An 18,622-nucleotide genomic window follows, 5' to 3' on the forward strand; every position below is an offset into this window, starting at 1 on the left:
CTATTGCCCGCTGTCTGAACCCGCGGTGACCGCTGGCTCAGCGATCGCCGCTGCGGTCTCGGACCCGGTCGTAACCAGCGCGATCCGCGACAGACCCGCGTGGTTGAGTTCGCCCATCACGCGCATTACGCGGCCATAGTCGAGCCCCTTGTCGGCGCGCAGCATGATCTGGGGCGGCTTGCCGCCTTCCTTCGCCTCGCGCGCAATCGCTTCGAGCCGGGCAGGCAAATCGGCCTCGGGCACCACCTCTTCACCGATATAGAGCGTGTCATCGGCGTTGATCGACAGCTGGACCGGCTCCTGCTCTTCGGTCTCCACCGGCTTCGCGCGGCTTTCGGGCAGGTCGACCGGCACCGCGGAGGCGAGCAAGGGGGCGGTGATCATGAAGATGATCAACAGCACGAGCATCACGTCGACCAGCGGGGTGACGTTGATTTCGGACATCGGTGCGCGATGCCGCCCGCGACCGCGCCGCGCACTGGCGCCGCCGGAAGGGCCCGACATCGCCATCAGGCTTCAACCTCCAACTCGCGGCTAAAGGTCGCGTGCAGCCCGTCGGCAAAACGGCCGAGCCGCGATTCGAGCCGGTTCAGGCGCTGCGAGAAGCTGTTGTAGGCGATCACGGCAGGGATGGCGGCGAACAGGCCGATTGCGGTCGCGAACAGCGCTTCGGCGATGCCGGGGGCGACGACGGCAAGGCTGCTGTTATTTTCCGCCGCAATAGCGGTGAAGCTGCGCATGATGCCCCATACGGTGCCGAACAGTCCAACGAAGGGCGCGACCGACCCGATCGTCGCGAGCGTCCCGATCTTGTCGGCCAGCCGGTCGACTTCGCCCGCAATCGCCGAATTCATCGCAATGCCCAGCCGTTCGCGGGTGCCGTCGCGATCGACGGCCTTGCCCACCGTCGACCGGCGCCATTCCGAAATGCCGGCGCCGAGGATCTTGGCGCTCGGCAATTCTTCGCGGCCATTTTCCTCGTAAAATTTGTCGATATTGCCAGCGCGCCAGAAATCGCGCTCGAAGCGTTCGGACGAACTCATCATCTTGCCGACGCTGCGACCATGGCCGATGATCACCGCCCAGACATAGATGGAGGCGCCGAGAAGCCCGATCATCACCGCCTTCACGATGATATCGGCTTGCAGGAACAGCGCTACGGGCGACAGGGTCGCCGCATCGGCGGCCAGCGAGATATTGTCTAGCAAGGGATGGTCTCTCCATTCATGATGGCGGTAAATCGGTCGGCCCAGCCCGCGGGCTGGCGGCGCGGCCGACCTTCGGGTGACAGGAATGCGGCGGTCACGCGTCCGTCTGTAAGCGTTTCGTCGCTTAACGTGTCATGACCGCGAAGGATGCGCTGCGCGATAATGACGCTTGCGCCGCGCACCGCCTCGACCGTGCTGACGACGAGCAGATCGTCGTCGAGCTTCGCCGGACTGCGATATTTTATGGTGAGGTCGGTGACCGCCCATGCGCCTTCGCCGCCCTCCATCGCCGCACGCTGGTCGATTCCGGCGAGGCGCAGCATGTCGGACCGGGCGCGTTCCATATAGCGCAGATAATTGGCGTGATAGACGATCCCCGACAGGTCGGTGTCTTCGAAATAGACCCGCGCCCGATAGTGATGCGCGGCCCCGACGAAGGCGCCGGGGACGAAGGGGGGAGGAACGTCAACCATTGTTCTGACCGATAGCCGGTGGGGGACTCGCCGCAAAGCCCTCTTCAACGGTTCGTCGCACCTTCGTGCCGCTTGGCAGAAGAAAACGGCTCTATTCCGCCTTACTTGCTCTGATCGAACAATCCGTCCTGCGAACCGGCGGGCGGATTGAGCCCCAGATGCTTCCACGCGCTGGCGTTGAGCATGCGCCCGCGCGCGGTGCGCGCGATCAATCCGACCTGCAGCAAATAGGGTTCGATGACATCTTCGACCGTGTCGCGTGGTTCGGACAAGCCCGCCGCAAGCGTTTCGACCCCGACCGGCCCGCCGCGATAAATATCGGCGATCATGGTGAGGTAACGGCGATCCATCGCGTCGAGTCCGAGCGCGTCGACCTCCAGCCGGTTGAGCGCGGAGTCTGCGGCCTTGCGGTCGACGATCGCGTGCCCTGCAACCGTCGCAAAATCGCGCACGCGGCGCAGCAGCCGTCCGGCAATGCGCGGCGTTCCGCGCGCGCGCCTCGCAATCTCCAGCGCGCCGTCGGGTGCGATCGGCAACGACAACAGATTCGCCGCGCGGGTGATCACCTGCTGCAACTCGGCATGCGTATAGAAATTGAGCCGCACAGGAATCCCGAAGCGGTCGCGCAGCGGCGTCGTCAGCAATCCTTGCCGCGTCGTCGCGCCAACGAGGGTGAATTTGGGCAAGTCGATCCGTACCGACCGCGCCGACGGCCCTTCGCCGATCATGATGTCGAGCGCGCGATCCTCCATCGCCGGATAGAGGATTTCCTCGACAGCGGGCGACAGCCGGTGGATTTCGTCGATGAAGAGGACGTCTCCATCCTCGAGATTGGTGAGCAAGGCGGCGAGGTCGCCCGCCTTGGCGATCACCGGACCGCTGGTCGAGCGAAAGCCGACGCCCAGTTCACGCGCAACGATCTGCGCGAGCGTCGTTTTGCCGAGACCCGGTGGTCCAAAAAACAGCACATGGTCGAGCGCATCGCCGCGCGATTTTGCCGCTTCGACAAAGATGCGCAGATTTTCGCGCGCCGCCGCCTGCCCGACGAATTCGGCAAGCGTCTTCGGGCGCAGCGCGGCGTCGGCGTCCTCGGGGGTGCGGATAGGGGTGGTCAGGTCGGTCACGGTGTCGAGATACCTATAAACTGCGTCATGCTGAACTTGTTTCAGCATCCATGGTCTGCCCAATCGGCCCCGCACCAATGTCGAAGGCAAGATCACGCCATTCGGGATTGTCGGCTTCGATCAAATTGATCTTCCATTGGCGATGCCAGTTTTTAAGCTGCTTTTCGCGGGTGATTGCTAGTTCCATTGTACCGAGCAGTTCGAAGTGGACGAGGCGATAGGCGCGGTAATGCTTGGAAAACCCCTCTGCGATGCCGTTGCGATGCTGCCATATGCGCTGGATCAGATTGGAGGTGACGCCGACGTAAAGCGTGCCGTTGCGTTGGCTTGCGAGGATGTAGGTGCAGGGTTGAAAGACGTCGCGCATGGTCTCACTCTAAGGCCATGGACCCTGAAACAAGTTCAGGGTGACGAAGAGAGTAAACATGGTCTCACACTCGCCATGCTGAACTTGTTTCAGCATCCATGGTCCGACCGTGCGAAATCTAACACCGTCACCGGCGAACGCGCCGCAGCGCCTACACATGATGCTCGACCTCGCCGCCGCTGATCGAAACCCAAGGCTCCATGCGTTCTTCATAGACCGAATAGTCGGGCACGAAGCCGTGACCGGGCTCGAAATTGCCGAGCGGTACCGCATAGGCCTCGTGATAGGGCCGCGCCCGGTACCAGACGCCTGAGCCGCAGGTGCCGCAAAAGAAAAAGTCGGCGGTGTTGCCGCTCTCGCCGGTGCACTGCCACATTTTCGCTTCGCCCTCGGTGCGGACTTGCTCGGCGGGGAAACGAACCTGCGCGGCAAAGGCGCTGCCGCTGCGCGCCTTGCAGTTGCGGCAGTGGCAGACCGAGACGCGGGTCGGTTCGCCGGTGCAGGCGATGCGGAGTTGGCCGCAGCGGCACGCGGCGTTGCGGATGCGGTCGGTCACTTGGCCGCCTTCTTGAGCGCCACCCGTACCAGCGCGTCGAGGCTGGCGTCGGCGCCGAGTTCTTCGCTGGCGGCGGCAACTGCGGTGCTCGCTTCGCCGGGTTTGAAGCCGAGGCCGGTGAGGGCGGTGACGGCGTCGCCGAGCGGACCGGGGGTTACGGACGACGTATAACTCCCGCCACCCGATATTCCGCCGAGCGCGCCGGCCTTGTCTTTTAGTTCATGCGTGATCCGCTGCGCGAGCTTCGGCCCGACGCCGTTCGCGCGCGCGATCATGGCGCTGTCGCCGCTTGCGAGCGCGCGCTGGAGGTCGCCGATTTCGAGTGCCGAAAGGATCGCGAGCGCGACCTTCGTGCCGACGCCCTGGACGTGGGTGAGCAGGCGGAACCAGTCGCGCTCTTCGGCGCGGGCGAAGCCGAGCAGGCGGAGGAAATCTTCGCCGACTAGCATTTCGGTATGGATGGTCACGTCGCTGCCGGTCGCGCCGAGTGCGTCCAAAGTGCGTGCCGAGGCCTCGACCAGATAACCGACGCCGCCGACGTCGATCACTGCATGGCCCGCGCCGCTGCTGTCCAACCGTCCGGTGAGTTTTGCGATCATGGGCTTTGCCTAGCGTGACAGGAATGAAAAGGGAACAAATTTCCCTTTCCTTGTCATACCATGTCCTATCTTCGTCATGCCGGACTTGATCCGGCATCCATGACCGCATGGACCCCGGATCAAGTCCTGGGTGACGAACTGTTAGTAGCGCGGCCGGTGGTTTGCATGGCAAATCGCGACGGCCAGCGCATCTGCGGCGTCCGCCCCGACGACCTTCGCGCCGGGCAGGAGGACGCGGAGCATCGCCTGCACCTGTTCCTTCGCCGCGCCGCCAGTGCCGACGATCGCCTTTTTGACGAGGCGCGGGGCATATTCGCCGACCGTGAGCCCCGCGCGCGCGCAGCCAAGCAGCACGACGCCGCGCGCGTGCGCGAGTTTCAGCGTCGATTGCGGATTGTCGTTGACGAAGATTTCTTCGACCGCGGCGCATTGCGGGCCATGGTCGGCGATCACCGCCGCCAGCACGGTGTCGAGATAGGCGAGCCGGTCGGGCAGGGGGGCCTTGGTGTCGGTTTTCACCTGCCCGTTGGCGACATGGCTGATCCGGCTGCCCTCGACGCGGATCACGCCCCAGCCGGTGCAGGTGAGCGAGGGGTCGAGGCCGAGGATGATCATAAGAAAAGCCCCTCCCGCTTGCGGGAGGGGTTTGGGGTGGGCAAGTGGCGCTGCCCTTGAAGGGCCCACCCCCGGCCCCTCCCGCAAGCGGGAGGGGTGGTGAGCATCAGCCCAATTTTTCCATCACCGCGTCGGGGATTTCATAATTGCCCCACACGGTCTGGACATCATCGTCATCGTCGAGTGTATCGATCAGCTTGAACAAAGTCTGCGCCATCGCCTCTTCGGTGATTTCGCTCTTCAGCGTCGGGCGCCATGCGAGCTTGACGCCTTCGGCTTCGCCGATCTTGGCCTCGAGCGCTTTCGCGACTTCATGCAGGCTATCGACATTGGTCCAGATTTCATGGCCGTCCTCGGACGATTCGACGTCGTTGGCGCCAGCGTCGAGCGCGGCTTCGAAAACCGTGTCGGCGTCGCCGGCCTTTGCGGGATAGCTGATCAGGCCGAGCCGGTCGAAGCCATGGCTGACGCTGCCCGAGGTGCCGAGGTTGCCGCCATTTTTGCTGAACGCGGTGCGAACGTTGGTCGCGGTACGATTGCGGTTGTCGGTCAGCGCCTCGACGATCAGCGAAACGCCGCCGGGGCCATAGCCTTCGTAGCGGATTTCTTCGTAATTATCGCCTTCGCCGCCCGATGCCTTGTCGATCGCGCGCTGGATATTATCCTTGGGCACCGATTGCGCCTTGGCGGCGTTGATCGCTGCGCGCAGGCGCGCATTCGCGTCGGGGTCGGGCAGGCCCATCTTCGCCGCGACGGTTATTTCCCGCGAAAGCTTGGAAAACAGCGAGCTGCGCTTTTTGTCCTGCGCACCCTTGCGGTGCATGATGTTCTTGAATTTACTATGGCCGGCCAAACCACCCTCCATCGGTGTTTTTGAAATGTGTCGCCGCCCTAGCGCGGCGACGGCAATCAGACAATCACGGCGGTTCCCGACGCGCTCACCATCAGCATCGATCCATTCTGGCCCAGCACTTCATAATCGAGGTCGACGCCGACCACCGCAGTGCCACCCAGCCGCGCGGCTTCGGCTTCCATCTCGGCGATGGCTTCCTTGCGCGCGCGGGCCAGGACATCCTCATATTTGCCCGACCGCCCACCGACGATGTCGGTGATGCTGGCGAACAAGTCGCGGAAAAGATTGGCGCCGACGATCACTTCGCCGGTGACGATGCCCAGATATTCGCGGACCGGACGGCCCTCAAGCGTGTTGGTGGTGGTGCTGAACATCGTCTTTCTCCCTGATTGGACGGCGGGTGTCAGTCGATCCCGAGTGCCGATTTATACACGTCGAGAATCGCTTCCATTTCCTTGCGGTCGTGCGGCGGCAATTTGCGCAGGCGGACGATCTGACGCATGATTTTGGGGTCGTAACCCTGTGATTTCGACTCATTATAGGTGTCGCGAATATCGTCGGCGATGCCCTTTTTCTCTTCTTCCAGCCGCTCGATGCGTTCGATGAAAAGACGCAGTTGCTGGTCGGACACGGTGGCTTCGCTCATTTTTAACTCCGCTAGGTCTGGATTGGGTGGCGCGAGAATCGCCTCGGCGTCGCAGTAGCGAGGTCAGGGATTCTTGGCCATGCTTTCTTCCATCCGCGCGAGCTGTTCGGGTGTCGCGGCGGTGTGGTGGAGGTTTTTCCACGCCGCCGTCGGCATGCCGTGGACGATCGCGCGGCCCGCTTCCTTGTCCATATCGCCCGCCTCGGCGATCCAGTCGCCCAGGCAGTTGCGGCAAAATCCGGCGAGCCCCATCAGGTCGATGTTCGCGGCGTCGCTGCGATGCTGGAGCAGGCGGACGAGGCGGCGAAAGGCCGCAGCGACGACGGCATCGTCCAAAGTGTCGAGCGCGTCGTTCGGTGCGGTCTGGTCGTCGCTGCAGGACATGGGTCTTCTCCGTTCGTCGGCTGGGGTGGATGAATAGCTATACGGCGGTTGCGCTCACGCGATCAACGCGTCATGCCACCCGGACGTAACGGCAGTTCAACCAGCGGAGCAAATGTGGTCCAACAATTTACCCCCCGCCAGCGCAAGGTGCGCATCCTGGCGACGCTTGGCCCCGCGAGCGCAACCCCCGAGATGATCGCCGCGCTGCACCGCGCCGGCGCCGACGCTTTTCGCGTTAATATGAGCCACGGCGATCATGCCGGCCATGCCAAGGTGATCGCCGCGATCCGCGCCCTCGAAAAGGACACGGGCCGCCCGACGGCGATCCTCGTCGACCTGCAGGGGCCGAAGCTGCGTGTCGGCGCGTTCAAGGATGGTCCTGTCGAGCTGGTAAAGGGCGCGCTCTTCACGCTTGATACTGATATAGCGCCGGGCGATGTCACGCGCGTTCACCTGCCGCATCCCGAACTCTTTGCGGCGGCTGAAGCAGGCACGCGCCTGTTGATCGATGATGGCAAGCTGGTGCTGCGCGTCCAGAGCGTCGGTGCCGACAGGATCGAGACGATGGTCGAGGTCGGCGGCAAGATTTCGGACCGCAAGGGCGTCAACGTCCCCGACGTCGTCGTGCCGCTCGCCGCGCTCACGGAGAAGGACCGCAAGGACCTGACCTTCGCGCTCGAACAGCATGTCGACTGGGTCGCGCTGTCGTTCGTGCAGCGCCCCGAGGATGTCGCCGAGGCGCGGCGCCTGATCGGCGGCAAGGCGGCGCTGCTCGTTAAGTTCGAAAAGCCCGCGGGCGTCCAGCGGCTCGAGGAGATTTTGGAGCTCGCCGACGCGGCGATGGTCGCGCGCGGCGACCTGGGGGTCGAACTGCCCCCCGAAGCGGTGCCGCCGCTGCAAAAGCGGATCGTTGCCACTGCGCGGCGGATGGGCAAGCCTGTCGTCGTTGCCACCCAGATGCTCGAATCGATGATCGTCTCGCCTTCGCCGACGCGCGCCGAAGTGTCCGACGTCGCGACCGCCATTTATGACGGCGCCGACGCGATCATGCTGTCGGCCGAAACCGCGGCGGGCGCTTGGCCGGTCGAGGCGGTGACGATGATGGACAGCATTGCGCGCTCGGTCGAAAGCGACCCCGACTATTATCGCCGACTGCATTTCACCGAAACCCTGCCCGATGCGACGACCGCCGATGCGCTTGCTGAGGCTGCGGGCGGCATTATCATGACGATTGATGCCGACGCGATCATCTGTTTCACCGCATCGGGATCGACCGCGCGCCGCGTCGCACGCGAACGGCCGAATGCGCCGCTGTTGGTGCTGACACCAAAACGTGAGGCCGCACGGCGGCTCGGCCTGCTGTGGGGCGCACATGCCGTACCGACCAAGGATGTCGGCAGCTTCGAAGAAATGATCGCCAAGGGCAAGCGCATGGCGCTGCGCCACGGCATCGGCCGCGCGGGTGCCAAGCTGGTGATGATGGCGGGGGTTCCGTTCGGTACGCCGGGGTCGACCAACGTGCTCCACGTCGCGACGCTGACCGGAGACGAACTGCGCGACTACGCTGATTGACTCAGTCTGGCACAAGAGTTTCCGGCCGATTCAGAAAATTTCCGAGGTGATTCAGAACGGGACGTTCAAAAATGGTAAATGCTCTTTGCACCATTGACGCGGGGCGGCATAGTTGGTGGATGTAGTGCGTCGGACCCGTATGGGGGGATCGGCATTGCAAGTCCGGAGGTCCAGCCCGCGTGTCCGCACCGTTTCGTTTCCCGCGCTTCTTCGTGACCAGCCCCGCGCCTTGCCCCTATCTGGCGGGCAAGACCGAGCGGAAGGTGTTCACCGAACTCAGCGGCAACAATGCGAACGAGCTCAACGATGCGTTGGGCCGTATCGGGTTCCGGCGCAGCCAGTCGGTTGCCTATCGCCCGAGCTGCGCCGATTGCTCGGCCTGCGTGTCAGTGCGCGTCTGTGCGAGTGAATATGCGCCGAGCAATTCGCAGAAACGCAACATGCGCCGCAATGGCGATCTCGTCGCAACGGCGTGCAAGCCCTGGGCGACCGAGGAACAATATGCGCTGCTGCGCTCCTATCTCGGATCGCGCCATCCCAATGGCGGTATGGCCGATATGGATGAGCAGGATTTCGCCGACATGGTCGAGCAGACCCCGGTCGACAGTTATATGATCGAATATCGTGAACCGACGGTGGATGGCAGCAAGGGCCGACTGATCGGGTGCTGCCTGACCGACCGTCAGGGCGATGGATTGTCGATGATCTATAGCTTCTTCGATGCGCACCACCCGCTGCGCGAGGGATTGGGCACTTATATCATCGCAGACCATGTGCTGCGCGCCGCCAAAGCCGGGCTGGCCTATGTCTATCTGGGTTACTGGATCGAAGGCTCGTCGCGCATGGCCTATAAGGCGCGCTTCCGCCCGCTTGAGCGGCTTGGCCCCGACGGTTGGATGCGTTTTGAGCCGGCCGCGCCGGATCGCATCGCGGCGATGTTCGAACTCGCCTGAGTCGTTATCTCGGCGCTTGGCCGGACAGGACCTCGCCGCTGCTGGAATATCTCGACCACCATTGACCTTGCCCCGCTTTCAAGGGCATAGCTTCTGACCCAGGACATAAGTCCGGGTCGCATCCATTGTGATCTCGCCGGGGGGCTGGCGAAGGGGGGATAGGGATGCCTAAGTGCAATCTTTTCAGCAGCATGGCAGCCGTCTCGGCTGAGCGCTTCGGCATTCGGAGTCTGCGCACATGAGCGAACCCGTCAAGGTTGCGATCATCGGCTCGGGGCCTGCGGGGCTCAGCGCCGCGTCGCGCGCCGCGCAGCTTGGGCTCAGCCATGTTTTGCTCGAAAAGACTGATCATCTTTCCGACACCATCTATAAATATCAAAAGGGCAAGCATGTCATGGCGACGCCCAATCGCCTCGACCTGCGCTCCGACTGCCGTTTCGACGAAGGTGCGCGCGAGACGATCCTCGGCATCTGGGATGAGGACGCCGCGAGCAACAAGATCAGCGTCGCCTATCACGCCGAAGTCGTCGAGGTGACGGGCGAAAAGGGCGCGTTCCAGATCAAGACCGCAAAGGGCGACATCATCGTCGCCGAGCATATCGTGCTCGCGATCGGGACCCAGGGCAATCCGAACCGGATGCGCTGCCCCGGCAACGACCTGCCGCACATCATCTATACCGTCGACGACCCCGAGGATTTCAAGGACAAGCATATCACCGTCGTCGGATCGGGCGATGCGGGGATCGAAAACGCGCTCGGCGTCGCCGAAGAGGCGCTCGAAAACACGGTCACCATCTTGAACCGCTCGAAGGATTTCGCGCGCGCCAAGCCGAAAAATGTCTCGGACATGATGGAGGCCGGCGAGAATGGTTCGATGAGCATCCGCACCGAGACCCAGCCCAAGCTGGTCGAACCCGGCTGGCTGACGCTGGAAACCCCGACCGGCGACGAGAAGATCGAGTGCGATGTCATCGTCGCGCGCCTCGGCTCGGTCGCGCCGCGCGCCTTCGTCGAATCGATGGGGATCGAATTTACCGGCCCCGACCGCGAGGCTTTTCCGAAACTGTCGCCGACCTTCGAGACGACGGTGCCGGGCATCTATGTCATTGGTGCGCTCGCGGGCTATCCGCTGATCAAGCATTGCATGAATCAGGGCTATGACGTCGTCGAGTTTCTGAACGGCAATCAGGCGCTGACCCCCGCCGACGAAAAGGATCTGGCGGCAATCTTCGCGGGTCTGCCGCAGCAAAAATCGGTCAGCGAATGGCTGGAGTTTTTGCGGACGCGCATTCGCATCTTCGCCGACGTCTCGCCGCTGCAGATGCGCGAATTCATGCTCGATTCGAAGATCGCATTTTATCGCACCGGCGACGTGGTGTTCGAAAAGGATGAGCCGGGATCGTCGCTCTTCGCGATCGCCGACGGGCAGGCGCTGGTCGAAGTCGCGCCCGGCGTCACCGTCCCGATCGAGGAAGGCTCGATCTTCGGCGAAGTCGGTCTGATTTCGGGCCGCAAGCGCGGCGCGCGGATTCGCGCCGGTGCCGACAGCATCTTCGTCGAAGTCTCGCGCACCGCTGCGCTGAAGCTGATGGGATCGGTTCCGGGCGCCAAGCGCGTGATCAACCGCATCTCGCTCGAACGCCAGTTGCTTCAGATTTTCAAGGGCGGCCTGACCGTCGAGGATCTGGCACCGGTCGTCGACGATGCCGAGGTGATCCGCGTTCCTGCGGGCAAGGTCGTGCTTCAGGAGGGCGACGCGGGCGATGACGTCTATGTCATTCGTTCGGGATCGATGGTCGTCGAAAAGGATATCGGCGGCAAGCCGATCTTCCTGCGCTACCTTCCCGCCGGCAGCTATTTCGGCGAAATGGCGGTGCTCAGCGGCGCGCCGCGCAATGCCACGGTCAAGGCCGCGGTGGGCAGCGAGGTCATCAAGCTGACCGGCGCGGGTTTCAAGGCCATGCTCGCGGCGCGGCCGCAAGTGCGCGAGGCGACGGAGAAAGCCGTCGCCGAGCGCGCGCAGATGAACAGCTTTATCGAATCGCGCAAAGCCAGCTATTCGAGCGCGGTCGATCTTTATTCGGACACCGCGACCTTCATCATGAAGGAAGGGTTGGGCGAGGCGACCGACGCGCTGCTGATCGACGAAAATCTGTGCGTCGGATGCGACAATTGCGAAAAGGCGTGCGCCGACAGCCATGAGGGCCTGTCGCGGCTCGATCGCGAGGCGGGAAAGACCTTCGCGCATCTGCATGTGCCGACGAGCTGTCGCCACTGCGAACATCCGCACTGCATGGCCGACTGCCCGCCGAACGTGATCCACCGCGGCCCCGACGGCGAAGTGTTCATGGAGGAAGGCTGCATCGGCTGCGGCAACTGCATGCGCAATTGCCCCTATGGGGTGATCCGCATGGAAGCGGCGCCGCCGGAGAAGCCCAGCTTGCTGCGCTGGCTGCTCACCGGCTTTGGCCCCGGCCCCGGCGAACCCTCGCCCAAATGGACCAAGGCGAATATGCCCGAGGGCAAGAAGCCCAAGAAAATCGCGGTGAAGTGCGATATGTGCAAGGGCATCTCGGGCGGCCCCGCTTGCGTGCGCGCATGTCCGACCGGCGCCGCAATCCGCGTCTCGCCCGAGGAATTTCTGTCGATCGCGCGGCTTGAAGAGGATGCCGGCTGATGGCCTCTCTGTTTCAGCGCCGCCGCAACAAGGCGACCCAGACCGAGCGTATTCGCGAACGGCGCCACGAAGGCTTTCTGCGCCACGCCGACTTCCGCTGGGCGAAGATTTCGGGCGGGCTCTGTTTGCTCGTCATCATCAGCTATGCGCTGGTCGATGTCACCCCGCGCCACAATGGCGGCAGCTGGTACGGCTATACGCTTGGCACCATCGGCGCCGGGCTGATCCTCTGGCTCACCGCGCTTGGCTATCGCAAGCGCAAGATGACCAGCACCGCCTGGTCGCTGAAAGCCTGGACGTCGGCGCATGTCTATCTCGGGCTCAGCCTGATCGTTATCGGCACCTGGCACACCGGCTTCCAGCTCGGCTGGAACGTCCATACACTCGCTTGGGCGCTGATGATGCTGGTGATCCTCTCGGGGCTTTATGGCGTCATCGCCTATGCGACCTTGCCCAAGGCATTGTCGAACAACCGCGACGAAATGACGCAGATGCAGATGCTCGAGGCGATCCGCGCCTTCGACCGGCAATTGCACGCTGCGGCGCAGCCGTTGACGCCCGAAGATACGGCGCCGGTGCTCGCGGCGCTTGAGGAAGACCCGTTTGCGGGCAGCATCGGCGCGCGCCTGTCGGGGCGCTACCCGAAATGCGCGACTGCCGCGGCGCTCCGCACCCTGTCGGCGTCGCGCAGCAGCGACGCCGAGGCGCGCGAAAAGGTTGTTGGCCTGTTGTCGCAGAAGGAAGCGGCGCTGACGCGGCTGCGCCGACATCTGCGCATCCGCGGGCTGCTTGAAATCTGGCTCTATGTGCATGTGCCGCTGACCTTCGCGCTGATCGCGGCGCTGTCGGCGCACATCATCAGCGTCTTTTTCTACTGGTAAGGCGGGGAGGGGAAATATGAGCTTCATCCTGCGCCGCATTTCGACGACGAAGACCGGCAAGCAAATCATCCGCGATCAGGCGCTGCCCGGCGATGTGATCACGCTGGGCCGCGACGGCAGCAATATCATCCATATCGCCGATCTGGCGGTGAACCCGCAGCATGCGACGATCACCAGCAAGGACGGACGCCATGTGCGTGTGGCGGCGCAGGAAGGACTGGGCTTCGATCTCAACGGCCGCACCCATGATGTCGCCGATATCGACAGCGCGGCGGGCGGCGAGCTGCGCTTTGGCGGGCACCGGCTGACGATCGCGCGCGAGGGTGAGAATATCATCCTGCTCGTCGAGCGGATCGACGATGTGGCGCAATCATCGAAGGATGTCGATGAGGTAAAGGCCTTCTCGCTGCAGGGCGTGATGCTCGGCAAGCGGATGGGGGCATGGGCGTTCGGCCTGTTGATGCTGATGGCCTTCCTGATCGGGCCGATCTGGGCTTGGCACAGCTATAAAAATGTCGATGAGCGCCCCGACGGCTACCATGCCGACAGCGCATGGCTTTCCGGCGATCTGTCGAGCGCGCACGCCAGCCTGAAAAAGGATTGCCAGTCGTGCCATGTCGAACCGTTCGTGGCGGTGACCGACAAGGCGTGCGTCAGCTGTCACACCGGCGAGCATAAGGCGATGAGCATGGCGCATGCCAATGCGCCGACCGCGATGCTGCTCGCCGCGCGCCACCCGCCGGGGGTGGGCGAAAAGATTCTCGAAGGCTTTGCCAAGACCTTCAACAAGCCGCAGGGGCGCTGCGTCGATTGCCATACCGAGCATGAAGGCGCCGGGCCGATGCCCGCGACACCGCAGAAATTCTGCTCCGACTGCCACGACGGCATGTCGGCGCGGCTCAAGACCGCGGGGCATCCGACGACGCTCGCCGACGCCGCCGATTTTGGCACCAGCCACCCCGAATTCCGTCCGCTCGTCCGCGCGGCGCCGGGCGCCAAGCCGACCCGCGCGCTGCCGGGCAAGGCCGTGCGCGATTTCGGCGGCCTGAAATTCCCGCACGATATGCATTTGCAGGCGACCGGCGGGGTCGCGCGGATGGCGGCGAGTTTCCGCGGCCGCTATGATTTCGGGCAAAAGCTTGAATGCAGCAATTGCCACAAGCCCGAGGCCGACGGAGTGCGGATCAGGCCGGTCGAGATGCAACGCGACTGCGCGATGTGCCACAGCCTCGCCTTCGAAACCGTCGGCGGGGTGACACGGACGCTGCGCCACGGCGAGCCGGATCAGGTCGTCGCCGACCTCACGGCTTACTATCGCTCGACCCCGCCCGCGCGGCCGCTCCAGCTGGGCGGAATGCAGCGGCGGCGCCCCGGCGCCTATGCCGAGGGGCAGGTTTATAATATCTATTTCCGCGAGGTTGCGGTGCGTCCGAGCCGCGCCGCGGATGCGGTGCGCGCGGTCTTCTCAAAGGGCGGCGCTTGCTATGACTGCCACACCGTCGTCGCGCCGCAGGCGGGCAACAGCTGGCGCGTGACGCCGGTGAACCAGACCCCGCGCTTCCTGCAAAAGGGCTGGTTCGACCATGACGCGCATAAGGAAACCGACTGCGCCGATTGCCACACTGCCGCGATCGGCTCGAAGCAGTCGAGCGACCTGCTTGTACCGGGCCTCCGCCAGTGCCGCGATTGCCATGTCGGCGAAACCGGGGCGCGGCTGGTCAAGGTCGAAACCGCGACCGAATCGCCATGCGCGATGTGCCACGAATATCACTCGGATGGCGGCAAGCCGTGGATGCCGCCCCGCCAGCGCAAGAAAAATGTGACCGCGATCACAGATCGTCCGCAGCGCGGCGCCTATGATGTGAGCCTGATCACAGGCCCCGAACGGCAGGGGCTTTATGACGTGACGTGGCGCACACCGGCGCTGCACGGCGCGAGGCGAGGTGGATGATGACAATGGGGCGGCTGGGACGAGGCGGCTGGAGCAGGGGACGCACATGCTGATCGCCCAGATCACCGATCTGCATATCGGGTTCGACCCCGGCAATCCGGCGGAATATAATCGCAAGCGGCTCGACGAAGTGCTCGACGTGCTGATCGAGGGACCGAACCGTCCCGACCTGTTGATCGCGACCGGCGATATCAGCGATCGCGGCGATGCCGACAGCTATCGCCGCCTCGCGACCGCCTTTTCGCGCTGCCCCTTTCCGGTGTGGCCGAGCGTCGGCAATCATGATCTGCGCGACAATTTTCACGAACGCTTTCCGGGTTTCGACGACGGAAATGGCTTCGTTCAATACACAATCGAGCTTCCCGAGCTGCGGCTGGTGACGATCGACACGCTCGAGGAAGGCCGCCACGGCGGCGCTTTCTGCGACATACGCGCCGCCTGGCTCGAAGCCGAACTCCAGAAACTGCCCCACAAGCCGACCTACATAATCATGCACCACCCCCCGATCGAAAGCGGGATCGAGTGGATGAACACCCATGCCGACGAGCCTTGGGTTGCGACTTTCACCAATGTCGTGCGCCGCCACGATCAGGTGCGCGGGCTGATCTGCGGCCACCTTCACCGCAGCGTGACCGTCGCGTGGGAGGGGCGCACCATCGCCATTTGTTCGTCGACCGCGCCGCAGGTTGCGCTCGATCTGCGTCCGATCGACGAAGATCGTCCCGACGACCGTCCGATGATCGTCGCCGAAGACCCCGCCTATGCGCTCCACCGCTGGAACGGGCGCGAACTGGTCAGCTTTTACGACCACGCCGGCGCGCACACGATGCTCGCAAAATATGATGCGAATTTGCAGCCGCTGGTGCGCGAGTTGAAGGCCGAGCGGCCGGGATGACCATGGTGGGGAGTTAGTACCCCAGCGTCAGGTCCACCTGCGGCGCGACGGCTTCGCCCTTGTGCCAGCGGTCCAGATTATCGAGGAAGCGCGCGGCTGCCCGCACGAACATCTTGTCCTGCGCGCGGCCCGACAGGTGCATGGTGATATGGGCGTTGTCGAGCCTCCATAGCGGGTTGTCGGCGGGCAGCGGCTCCGGGGTGGTGACGTCGAGGAAGGCCGCGGCGATTCTCTGGCTGTTAAGTGCTTCGACCAGCGCATCCTGATCGACCACTGCGCCGCGTGCTATGTTGATCAGGGTCGCCGTAGGCTTCATCGCCGCGAGCTCGGCGGCGCCGATCATGCCGTCGGTTTCGGGGGTCGCGGGGACCGCGAGGATCACCCAGTCGAAATCGCCGAGCTTTTCGCGCCACTGGTCGGGGGTGAGCGCGTTCGGGCCGGGCGAACGGCGCACGACGGTAACGTCGACCGCAAAAGCCTTGAGCCGTTCCTCGACCAGCTTGCCGATCGCGCCATAGCCGAGCAGCAGGGCCTTCGACCCGAACAGTTCGACCTTGCCGGGTGAGTCGATCAGCCACTCGCGGCGCTCCTGCGCGCGCACGACTTCGCGATAGCCCTTAGCGACGGTGAGCATCCCCATCACGACATATTCGGCGATGGTAACAGCGTTAATTCCGGCGCCGTTCGTCACGACCGTGCCGCGGGTCCGGAGCAGGTCGAGCGGCATACCGTCGACTCCGGCGTAGATGGAGTTCAGCCATTTCAGGTTCGTCGCGGCGCTGATGACGGTGGCCATATCTTTCTTGTCATACATGTCGAACCAGCCGATCTCGGCGGTGGGCGAGAGGTTCAACGCCTCTTCCTTCGACATGAAGAAGCGCGGCTCGACCCAGTCGGGCAGGCGGCTTTCGACGAGCGGACGGATGAGGCCCGAAAGGACGGTGACGGTCTTGGTCATATATTTCCTACTGCTGAAATGCGTGCCAGCCTGCCCAGGCGAGCGGAACGAGGCCGATCAAATCGACTAGAGCGATGGTGCCAAGTGCTGCGGGGCGCCCGTATATGACGTAGAGAAACAGGAAACTGAGCATGCTGATCGCTGCCAGCAGGGTTGCCAGCTTGCGTCCGCCGGGATCGAAAGCCGCCCAGATACACGCAATGAACACCGCGAAAAACAGCGCCGCACGGTGATGCATGAACAGGAGCAACGGGCTGTCGGGCGCGACGCCGTAAAGCCGCGTGATCAGCGCCGGCCGGAACAGCGCGAGCGCCGGAACCAGATGGACAAGAGCGACGAGGAGCCAGCAGATCAGTTGCGACATGCAACGAAGCTAGCACCCCGCGAAGCCGGAACAAGCCTCTAAATCGCCTCCAGTCGCCAGTCCCAGCCGAGCGGGTCGCCGTCCATCACCTCGACCCCCGCTGCGATGAGTTCGTCGCGCAGCGCATCGGAGGCAGCAAAATCCTTTGCCGCGCGCGCTTCCTTGCGGCGGGCGAGGGTGGCCTCGATCGCGTCCTCGGCGGTCGTTGCGGCTTTCGGACGCAGGCGCAGATCAGCGCGCGAGATTGAAAGCAACTCCAACCCCAGCACCGCATCCATCGCGGCGAGCGCGGCGCGTTTTTGCCCGGCGTCGATCTTCTTCATCGCCGCCGCTTCTTCGATCAGCGTCAGCGCGACTGCCGTGCCGAGATCGTCCGACATGGCGGCATCGAATTTCGCCAGCAGGTCGGCGAGGCGGCGATCAGAAACCTCGGCCTCCTCGGCGTCGCGAACCGGTGCCGCCGCCATCACCAGCCGCTTCAACCGCGTCAGTGCAGCGCCCAGGCCTTCCCACGAAAATTCCAGCTCGCTGCGATAATGCGCCTGCAGGCACATCAGGCGATAGGCGAGGGGGTGGTATCCCCGGTCGGCGAGCAGTTGCAGACGCAGAAACTCGCCCGACGATTTCGACATTTTGCCGCCGCGGTCGATCAGGAAATTATTGTGCATCCACAGGCGCGCGCCCGAATGCTCGGCGTGGTCGAGCCCGCCGCAACCGCGGAACGCCTGATTTTGCGCGATCTCGTTAGGATGGTGGATTTCGCGATGGTCGATGCCGCCGGTGTGGATGTCGAACGGCATGCCGAGTTCGGCTTCGCCCATGACCGAGCATTCGAGATGCCAGCCGGGCGCGCCGCGACCCCAGGGGGAGTCCCATTCCATCTGCCGGGTTTCCCCCGCCGGGGTCTTGCGCCAGATCGCGAAATCGGCCGCGTGGCGCTTGCCATCGACCTCTTCGATCCGGCCTTCGCCTTCGTCGGTGACGGCGCGGGCCAGCCGGCCATAATCGGCCACGGTCGAAACGTCGAAATAGAGGCCGCTCTCAAGCTCATAGCAGTGCTTGTAGGCGATGCTTTTGGCGAATTCGATCATCCGGGCGACATAGTCGGTCGCAACCGTCCATTTGGCGGGGTCGCGGACGTTCAGCCATTGAAGGTCGCGCTTGAACTCGGCGGTGTAAAAGGCCGCAATATCCCAAGCCGACTTGCCTTGCAGTGCGGCGGCCTTTTCCATCTTGTCGTCACCGGCATCGGCGTCCGACGTCAGGTGCCCGACGTCGGTGATGTTGATGATGTGGCGCAGCTTATAGCCTTTGAAGGCCAGCGTGCGGCCGAGCGTGTCGGCAAAGACATAGGCGCGCATATTGCCGATGTGCTGGAAGTTATAGACCGTCGGCCCGCATGAATAGACGCGTGCCTCGCCCGGGTGGACGGGCGTAAAATCCTCGACGCTGCGCGTCAGGCTGTTGAACAGCCGCAGCGGGGCGGCGGAGGCGAGAGCATGGGCGTCGGTCATAGCCCTGCCCATGCCTTGCCGCGCCCGCCTGC

21 protein-coding genes are annotated in these 18,622 nt (G+C 63.8%); 6 read left to right on the plus strand and 15 right to left on the minus strand.

Annotated features, from left to right (window positions below):
* The 12 genes from tolR to CDQ91_RS18210 form a co-directional block, all read right to left on the minus strand.
* Nucleotides 1–510, minus strand: coding sequence for a protein TolR (gene tolR, locus CDQ91_RS18155; protein WP_088474116.1), 510 nt, complete (start codon nucleotides 508–510; stop codon nucleotides 1–3).
* A complete protein-coding gene (tolQ, locus tag CDQ91_RS18160; protein ID WP_088474117.1) occupies nucleotides 510–1,208 on the minus strand; it encodes a protein TolQ in 699 nt (232 codons plus the stop codon). The genes tolR and tolQ overlap by 1 nt, the downstream gene beginning before the upstream one ends.
* The gene (locus tag CDQ91_RS18165) at nucleotides 1,202–1,681 is read right to left on the minus strand and encodes a YbgC/FadM family acyl-CoA thioesterase (protein ID WP_088474118.1); all 480 of its coding nucleotides are present in this window, start codon (nucleotides 1,679–1,681) and stop codon (nucleotides 1,202–1,204) included. The genes tolQ and CDQ91_RS18165 overlap by 7 nt, the downstream gene beginning before the upstream one ends.
* A gap of 101 nt (nucleotides 1,682–1,782) precedes the next feature.
* Entirely contained in the window at nucleotides 1,783–2,853 is a 1,071-nt protein-coding gene (gene ruvB / locus CDQ91_RS18170; RefSeq protein ID WP_237246042.1) for a Holliday junction branch migration DNA helicase RuvB, read from the minus strand.
* The gene (locus CDQ91_RS18175) at nucleotides 2,831–3,172 is read right to left on the minus strand and encodes a GIY-YIG nuclease family protein (protein ID WP_088474119.1); all 342 of its coding nucleotides are present in this window, start codon (nucleotides 3,170–3,172) and stop codon (nucleotides 2,831–2,833) included. The genes ruvB and CDQ91_RS18175 overlap by 23 nt, the downstream gene beginning before the upstream one ends.
* Before the next feature lie 151 nt (nucleotides 3,173–3,323).
* Nucleotides 3,324–3,728, minus strand: coding sequence for a GFA family protein (locus tag CDQ91_RS18180; protein WP_088474120.1), 405 nt, complete (start codon nucleotides 3,726–3,728; stop codon nucleotides 3,324–3,326).
* Nucleotides 3,725–4,327, minus strand: coding sequence for a Holliday junction branch migration protein RuvA (gene ruvA / locus CDQ91_RS18185; protein ID WP_088474121.1), 603 nt, complete (start codon nucleotides 4,325–4,327; stop codon nucleotides 3,725–3,727). Before ruvA ends, CDQ91_RS18180 begins: the two co-directional genes overlap by 4 nt.
* 141 nt (nucleotides 4,328–4,468) lie before the next feature.
* Nucleotides 4,469–4,942 carry a crossover junction endodeoxyribonuclease RuvC gene (gene ruvC / locus CDQ91_RS18190; RefSeq protein WP_088474122.1) on the minus strand — a complete coding sequence of 158 codons (474 nt, stop codon included), beginning with the start codon at nucleotides 4,940–4,942 and terminating at the stop codon, nucleotides 4,469–4,471.
* A 106-nt stretch (nucleotides 4,943–5,048) separates the two neighbouring features.
* Entirely contained in the window at nucleotides 5,049–5,795 is a 747-nt protein-coding gene (locus tag CDQ91_RS18195) for a YebC/PmpR family DNA-binding transcriptional regulator (protein WP_088474182.1), read from the minus strand.
* Nucleotides 5,796–5,851: 56 nt separating this feature from the next.
* Complete coding sequence (locus CDQ91_RS18200; protein ID WP_088474123.1) at nucleotides 5,852–6,169, minus strand: heavy metal-binding domain-containing protein; 318 nt, start codon at nucleotides 6,167–6,169, stop codon at nucleotides 5,852–5,854.
* Between the two features lie 29 nt (nucleotides 6,170–6,198).
* Nucleotides 6,199–6,441, minus strand: a complete 243-nt coding sequence (locus CDQ91_RS18205; RefSeq protein ID WP_088474124.1) for a DUF2312 domain-containing protein — start codon at nucleotides 6,439–6,441, stop codon at nucleotides 6,199–6,201.
* A gap of 63 nt (nucleotides 6,442–6,504) precedes the next feature.
* Nucleotides 6,505–6,825: a DUF1244 domain-containing protein gene (locus tag CDQ91_RS18210; protein ID WP_088474125.1), complete on the minus strand. Its 321-nt coding sequence runs from the start codon at nucleotides 6,823–6,825 to the stop codon at nucleotides 6,505–6,507.
* A gap of 114 nt (nucleotides 6,826–6,939) precedes the next feature.
* Here CDQ91_RS18210 and pyk point away from each other — a divergent pair, with 114 nt between their 5' ends.
* The 6 genes from pyk to CDQ91_RS18240 all read left to right on the plus strand — a co-directional run bounded on the left by pyk (nucleotide 6,940) and on the right by CDQ91_RS18240 (nucleotide 15,754).
* Nucleotides 6,940–8,397: a pyruvate kinase gene (gene pyk / locus CDQ91_RS18215; RefSeq protein WP_088474126.1), complete on the plus strand. Its 1,458-nt coding sequence runs from the start codon at nucleotides 6,940–6,942 to the stop codon at nucleotides 8,395–8,397.
* A gap of 179 nt (nucleotides 8,398–8,576) precedes the next feature.
* Nucleotides 8,577–9,350, plus strand: coding sequence for an arginyltransferase (locus tag CDQ91_RS18220; RefSeq protein WP_088474127.1), 774 nt, complete (start codon nucleotides 8,577–8,579; stop codon nucleotides 9,348–9,350).
* A gap of 238 nt (nucleotides 9,351–9,588) precedes the next feature.
* The gene (locus CDQ91_RS18225) at nucleotides 9,589–12,027 is read left to right on the plus strand and encodes an NAD(P)-binding domain-containing protein (RefSeq protein WP_088474128.1); all 2,439 of its coding nucleotides are present in this window, start codon (nucleotides 9,589–9,591) and stop codon (nucleotides 12,025–12,027) included.
* Nucleotides 12,027–12,908 carry a hypothetical protein gene (locus CDQ91_RS18230; RefSeq protein ID WP_237246043.1) on the plus strand — a complete coding sequence of 294 codons (882 nt, stop codon included), beginning with the start codon at nucleotides 12,027–12,029 and terminating at the stop codon, nucleotides 12,906–12,908. Before CDQ91_RS18225 ends, CDQ91_RS18230 begins: the two co-directional genes overlap by 1 nt.
* Nucleotides 12,909–12,924: 16 nt before the next feature.
* A complete protein-coding gene (locus tag CDQ91_RS18235; RefSeq protein ID WP_088474129.1) occupies nucleotides 12,925–14,859 on the plus strand; it encodes a cytochrome c3 family protein in 1,935 nt (644 codons plus the stop codon).
* Between the two features lie 46 nt (nucleotides 14,860–14,905).
* Nucleotides 14,906–15,754 carry a metallophosphoesterase gene (locus CDQ91_RS18240; protein ID WP_088474130.1) on the plus strand — a complete coding sequence of 283 codons (849 nt, stop codon included), beginning with the start codon at nucleotides 14,906–14,908 and terminating at the stop codon, nucleotides 15,752–15,754.
* A 13-nt stretch (nucleotides 15,755–15,767) separates the two neighbouring features.
* On the opposite strand, the gene CDQ91_RS18245 is transcribed toward CDQ91_RS18240, so the two are convergent.
* From CDQ91_RS18245 to cysS, 3 genes are read right to left on the minus strand one after another with little or no spacing between them, the layout of a single operon-like run.
* Nucleotides 15,768–16,712, minus strand: coding sequence for a D-2-hydroxyacid dehydrogenase (locus CDQ91_RS18245; RefSeq protein WP_088474131.1), 945 nt, complete (start codon nucleotides 16,710–16,712; stop codon nucleotides 15,768–15,770).
* 7 nt (nucleotides 16,713–16,719) lie between these two features.
* Complete coding sequence (locus CDQ91_RS18250; RefSeq protein WP_088474132.1) at nucleotides 16,720–17,076, minus strand: phosphopantetheine adenylyltransferase; 357 nt, start codon at nucleotides 17,074–17,076, stop codon at nucleotides 16,720–16,722.
* Between the two features lie 38 nt (nucleotides 17,077–17,114).
* A complete protein-coding gene (cysS, locus tag CDQ91_RS18255) occupies nucleotides 17,115–18,590 on the minus strand; it encodes a cysteine--tRNA ligase (protein WP_088474133.1) in 1,476 nt (491 codons plus the stop codon).
* Between the last annotated feature and the right edge of the window lie 32 nt (nucleotides 18,591–18,622).

The sequence above is a fragment of the Sphingopyxis witflariensis genome, assembly GCF_002205635.1.
In the GTDB taxonomy this organism is placed as follows: domain Bacteria; phylum Pseudomonadota; class Alphaproteobacteria; order Sphingomonadales; family Sphingomonadaceae; genus Sphingopyxis; species Sphingopyxis witflariensis.

Excerpts from the sequence above, each read along its gene's own strand:
- CDQ91_RS18200 (WP_088474123.1), bottom strand. The coding sequence starts at position 6,169 with ATGTTCAGCACCACCACCAACACGCTTGAGGGCCGTCCGGTCCGCGAA.
- ruvC (WP_088474122.1), bottom strand. The coding sequence starts at position 4,942 with ATGATCATCCTCGGCCTCGACCCCTCGCTCACCTGCACCGGCTGGGGC.
- CDQ91_RS18175 (WP_088474119.1), bottom strand. The coding sequence starts at position 3,172 with ATGCGCGACGTCTTTCAACCCTGCACCTACATCCTCGCAAGCCAACGC.
- CDQ91_RS18225 (WP_088474128.1), top strand. The coding sequence starts at position 9,589 with ATGAGCGAACCCGTCAAGGTTGCGATCATCGGCTCGGGGCCTGCGGGG.
- CDQ91_RS18245 (WP_088474131.1), bottom strand. The coding sequence starts at position 16,712 with ATGACCAAGACCGTCACCGTCCTTTCGGGCCTCATCCGTCCGCTCGTC.
- tolR (WP_088474116.1), bottom strand. The coding sequence starts at position 510 with ATGGCGATGTCGGGCCCTTCCGGCGGCGCCAGTGCGCGGCGCGGTCGC.
- ruvA (WP_088474121.1), bottom strand. The coding sequence starts at position 4,327 with ATGATCGCAAAACTCACCGGACGGTTGGACAGCAGCGGCGCGGGCCAT.
- cysS (WP_088474133.1), bottom strand. The coding sequence starts at position 18,590 with ATGACCGACGCCCATGCTCTCGCCTCCGCCGCCCCGCTGCGGCTGTTC.
- CDQ91_RS18235 (WP_088474129.1), top strand. The coding sequence starts at position 12,925 with ATGAGCTTCATCCTGCGCCGCATTTCGACGACGAAGACCGGCAAGCAA.
- CDQ91_RS18240 (WP_088474130.1), top strand. The coding sequence starts at position 14,906 with ATGCTGATCGCCCAGATCACCGATCTGCATATCGGGTTCGACCCCGGC.
- ruvB (WP_237246042.1), bottom strand. The coding sequence starts at position 2,853 with ATGCTGAAACAAGTTCAGCATGACGCAGTTTATAGGTATCTCGACACC.
- CDQ91_RS18230 (WP_237246043.1), top strand. The coding sequence starts at position 12,027 with ATGGCCTCTCTGTTTCAGCGCCGCCGCAACAAGGCGACCCAGACCGAG.
- CDQ91_RS18210 (WP_088474125.1), bottom strand. The coding sequence starts at position 6,825 with ATGTCCTGCAGCGACGACCAGACCGCACCGAACGACGCGCTCGACACT.
- CDQ91_RS18250 (WP_088474132.1), bottom strand. The coding sequence starts at position 17,076 with ATGTCGCAACTGATCTGCTGGCTCCTCGTCGCTCTTGTCCATCTGGTT.
- CDQ91_RS18205 (WP_088474124.1), bottom strand. The coding sequence starts at position 6,441 with ATGAGCGAAGCCACCGTGTCCGACCAGCAACTGCGTCTTTTCATCGAA.
- CDQ91_RS18165 (WP_088474118.1), bottom strand. The coding sequence starts at position 1,681 with ATGGTTGACGTTCCTCCCCCCTTCGTCCCCGGCGCCTTCGTCGGGGCC.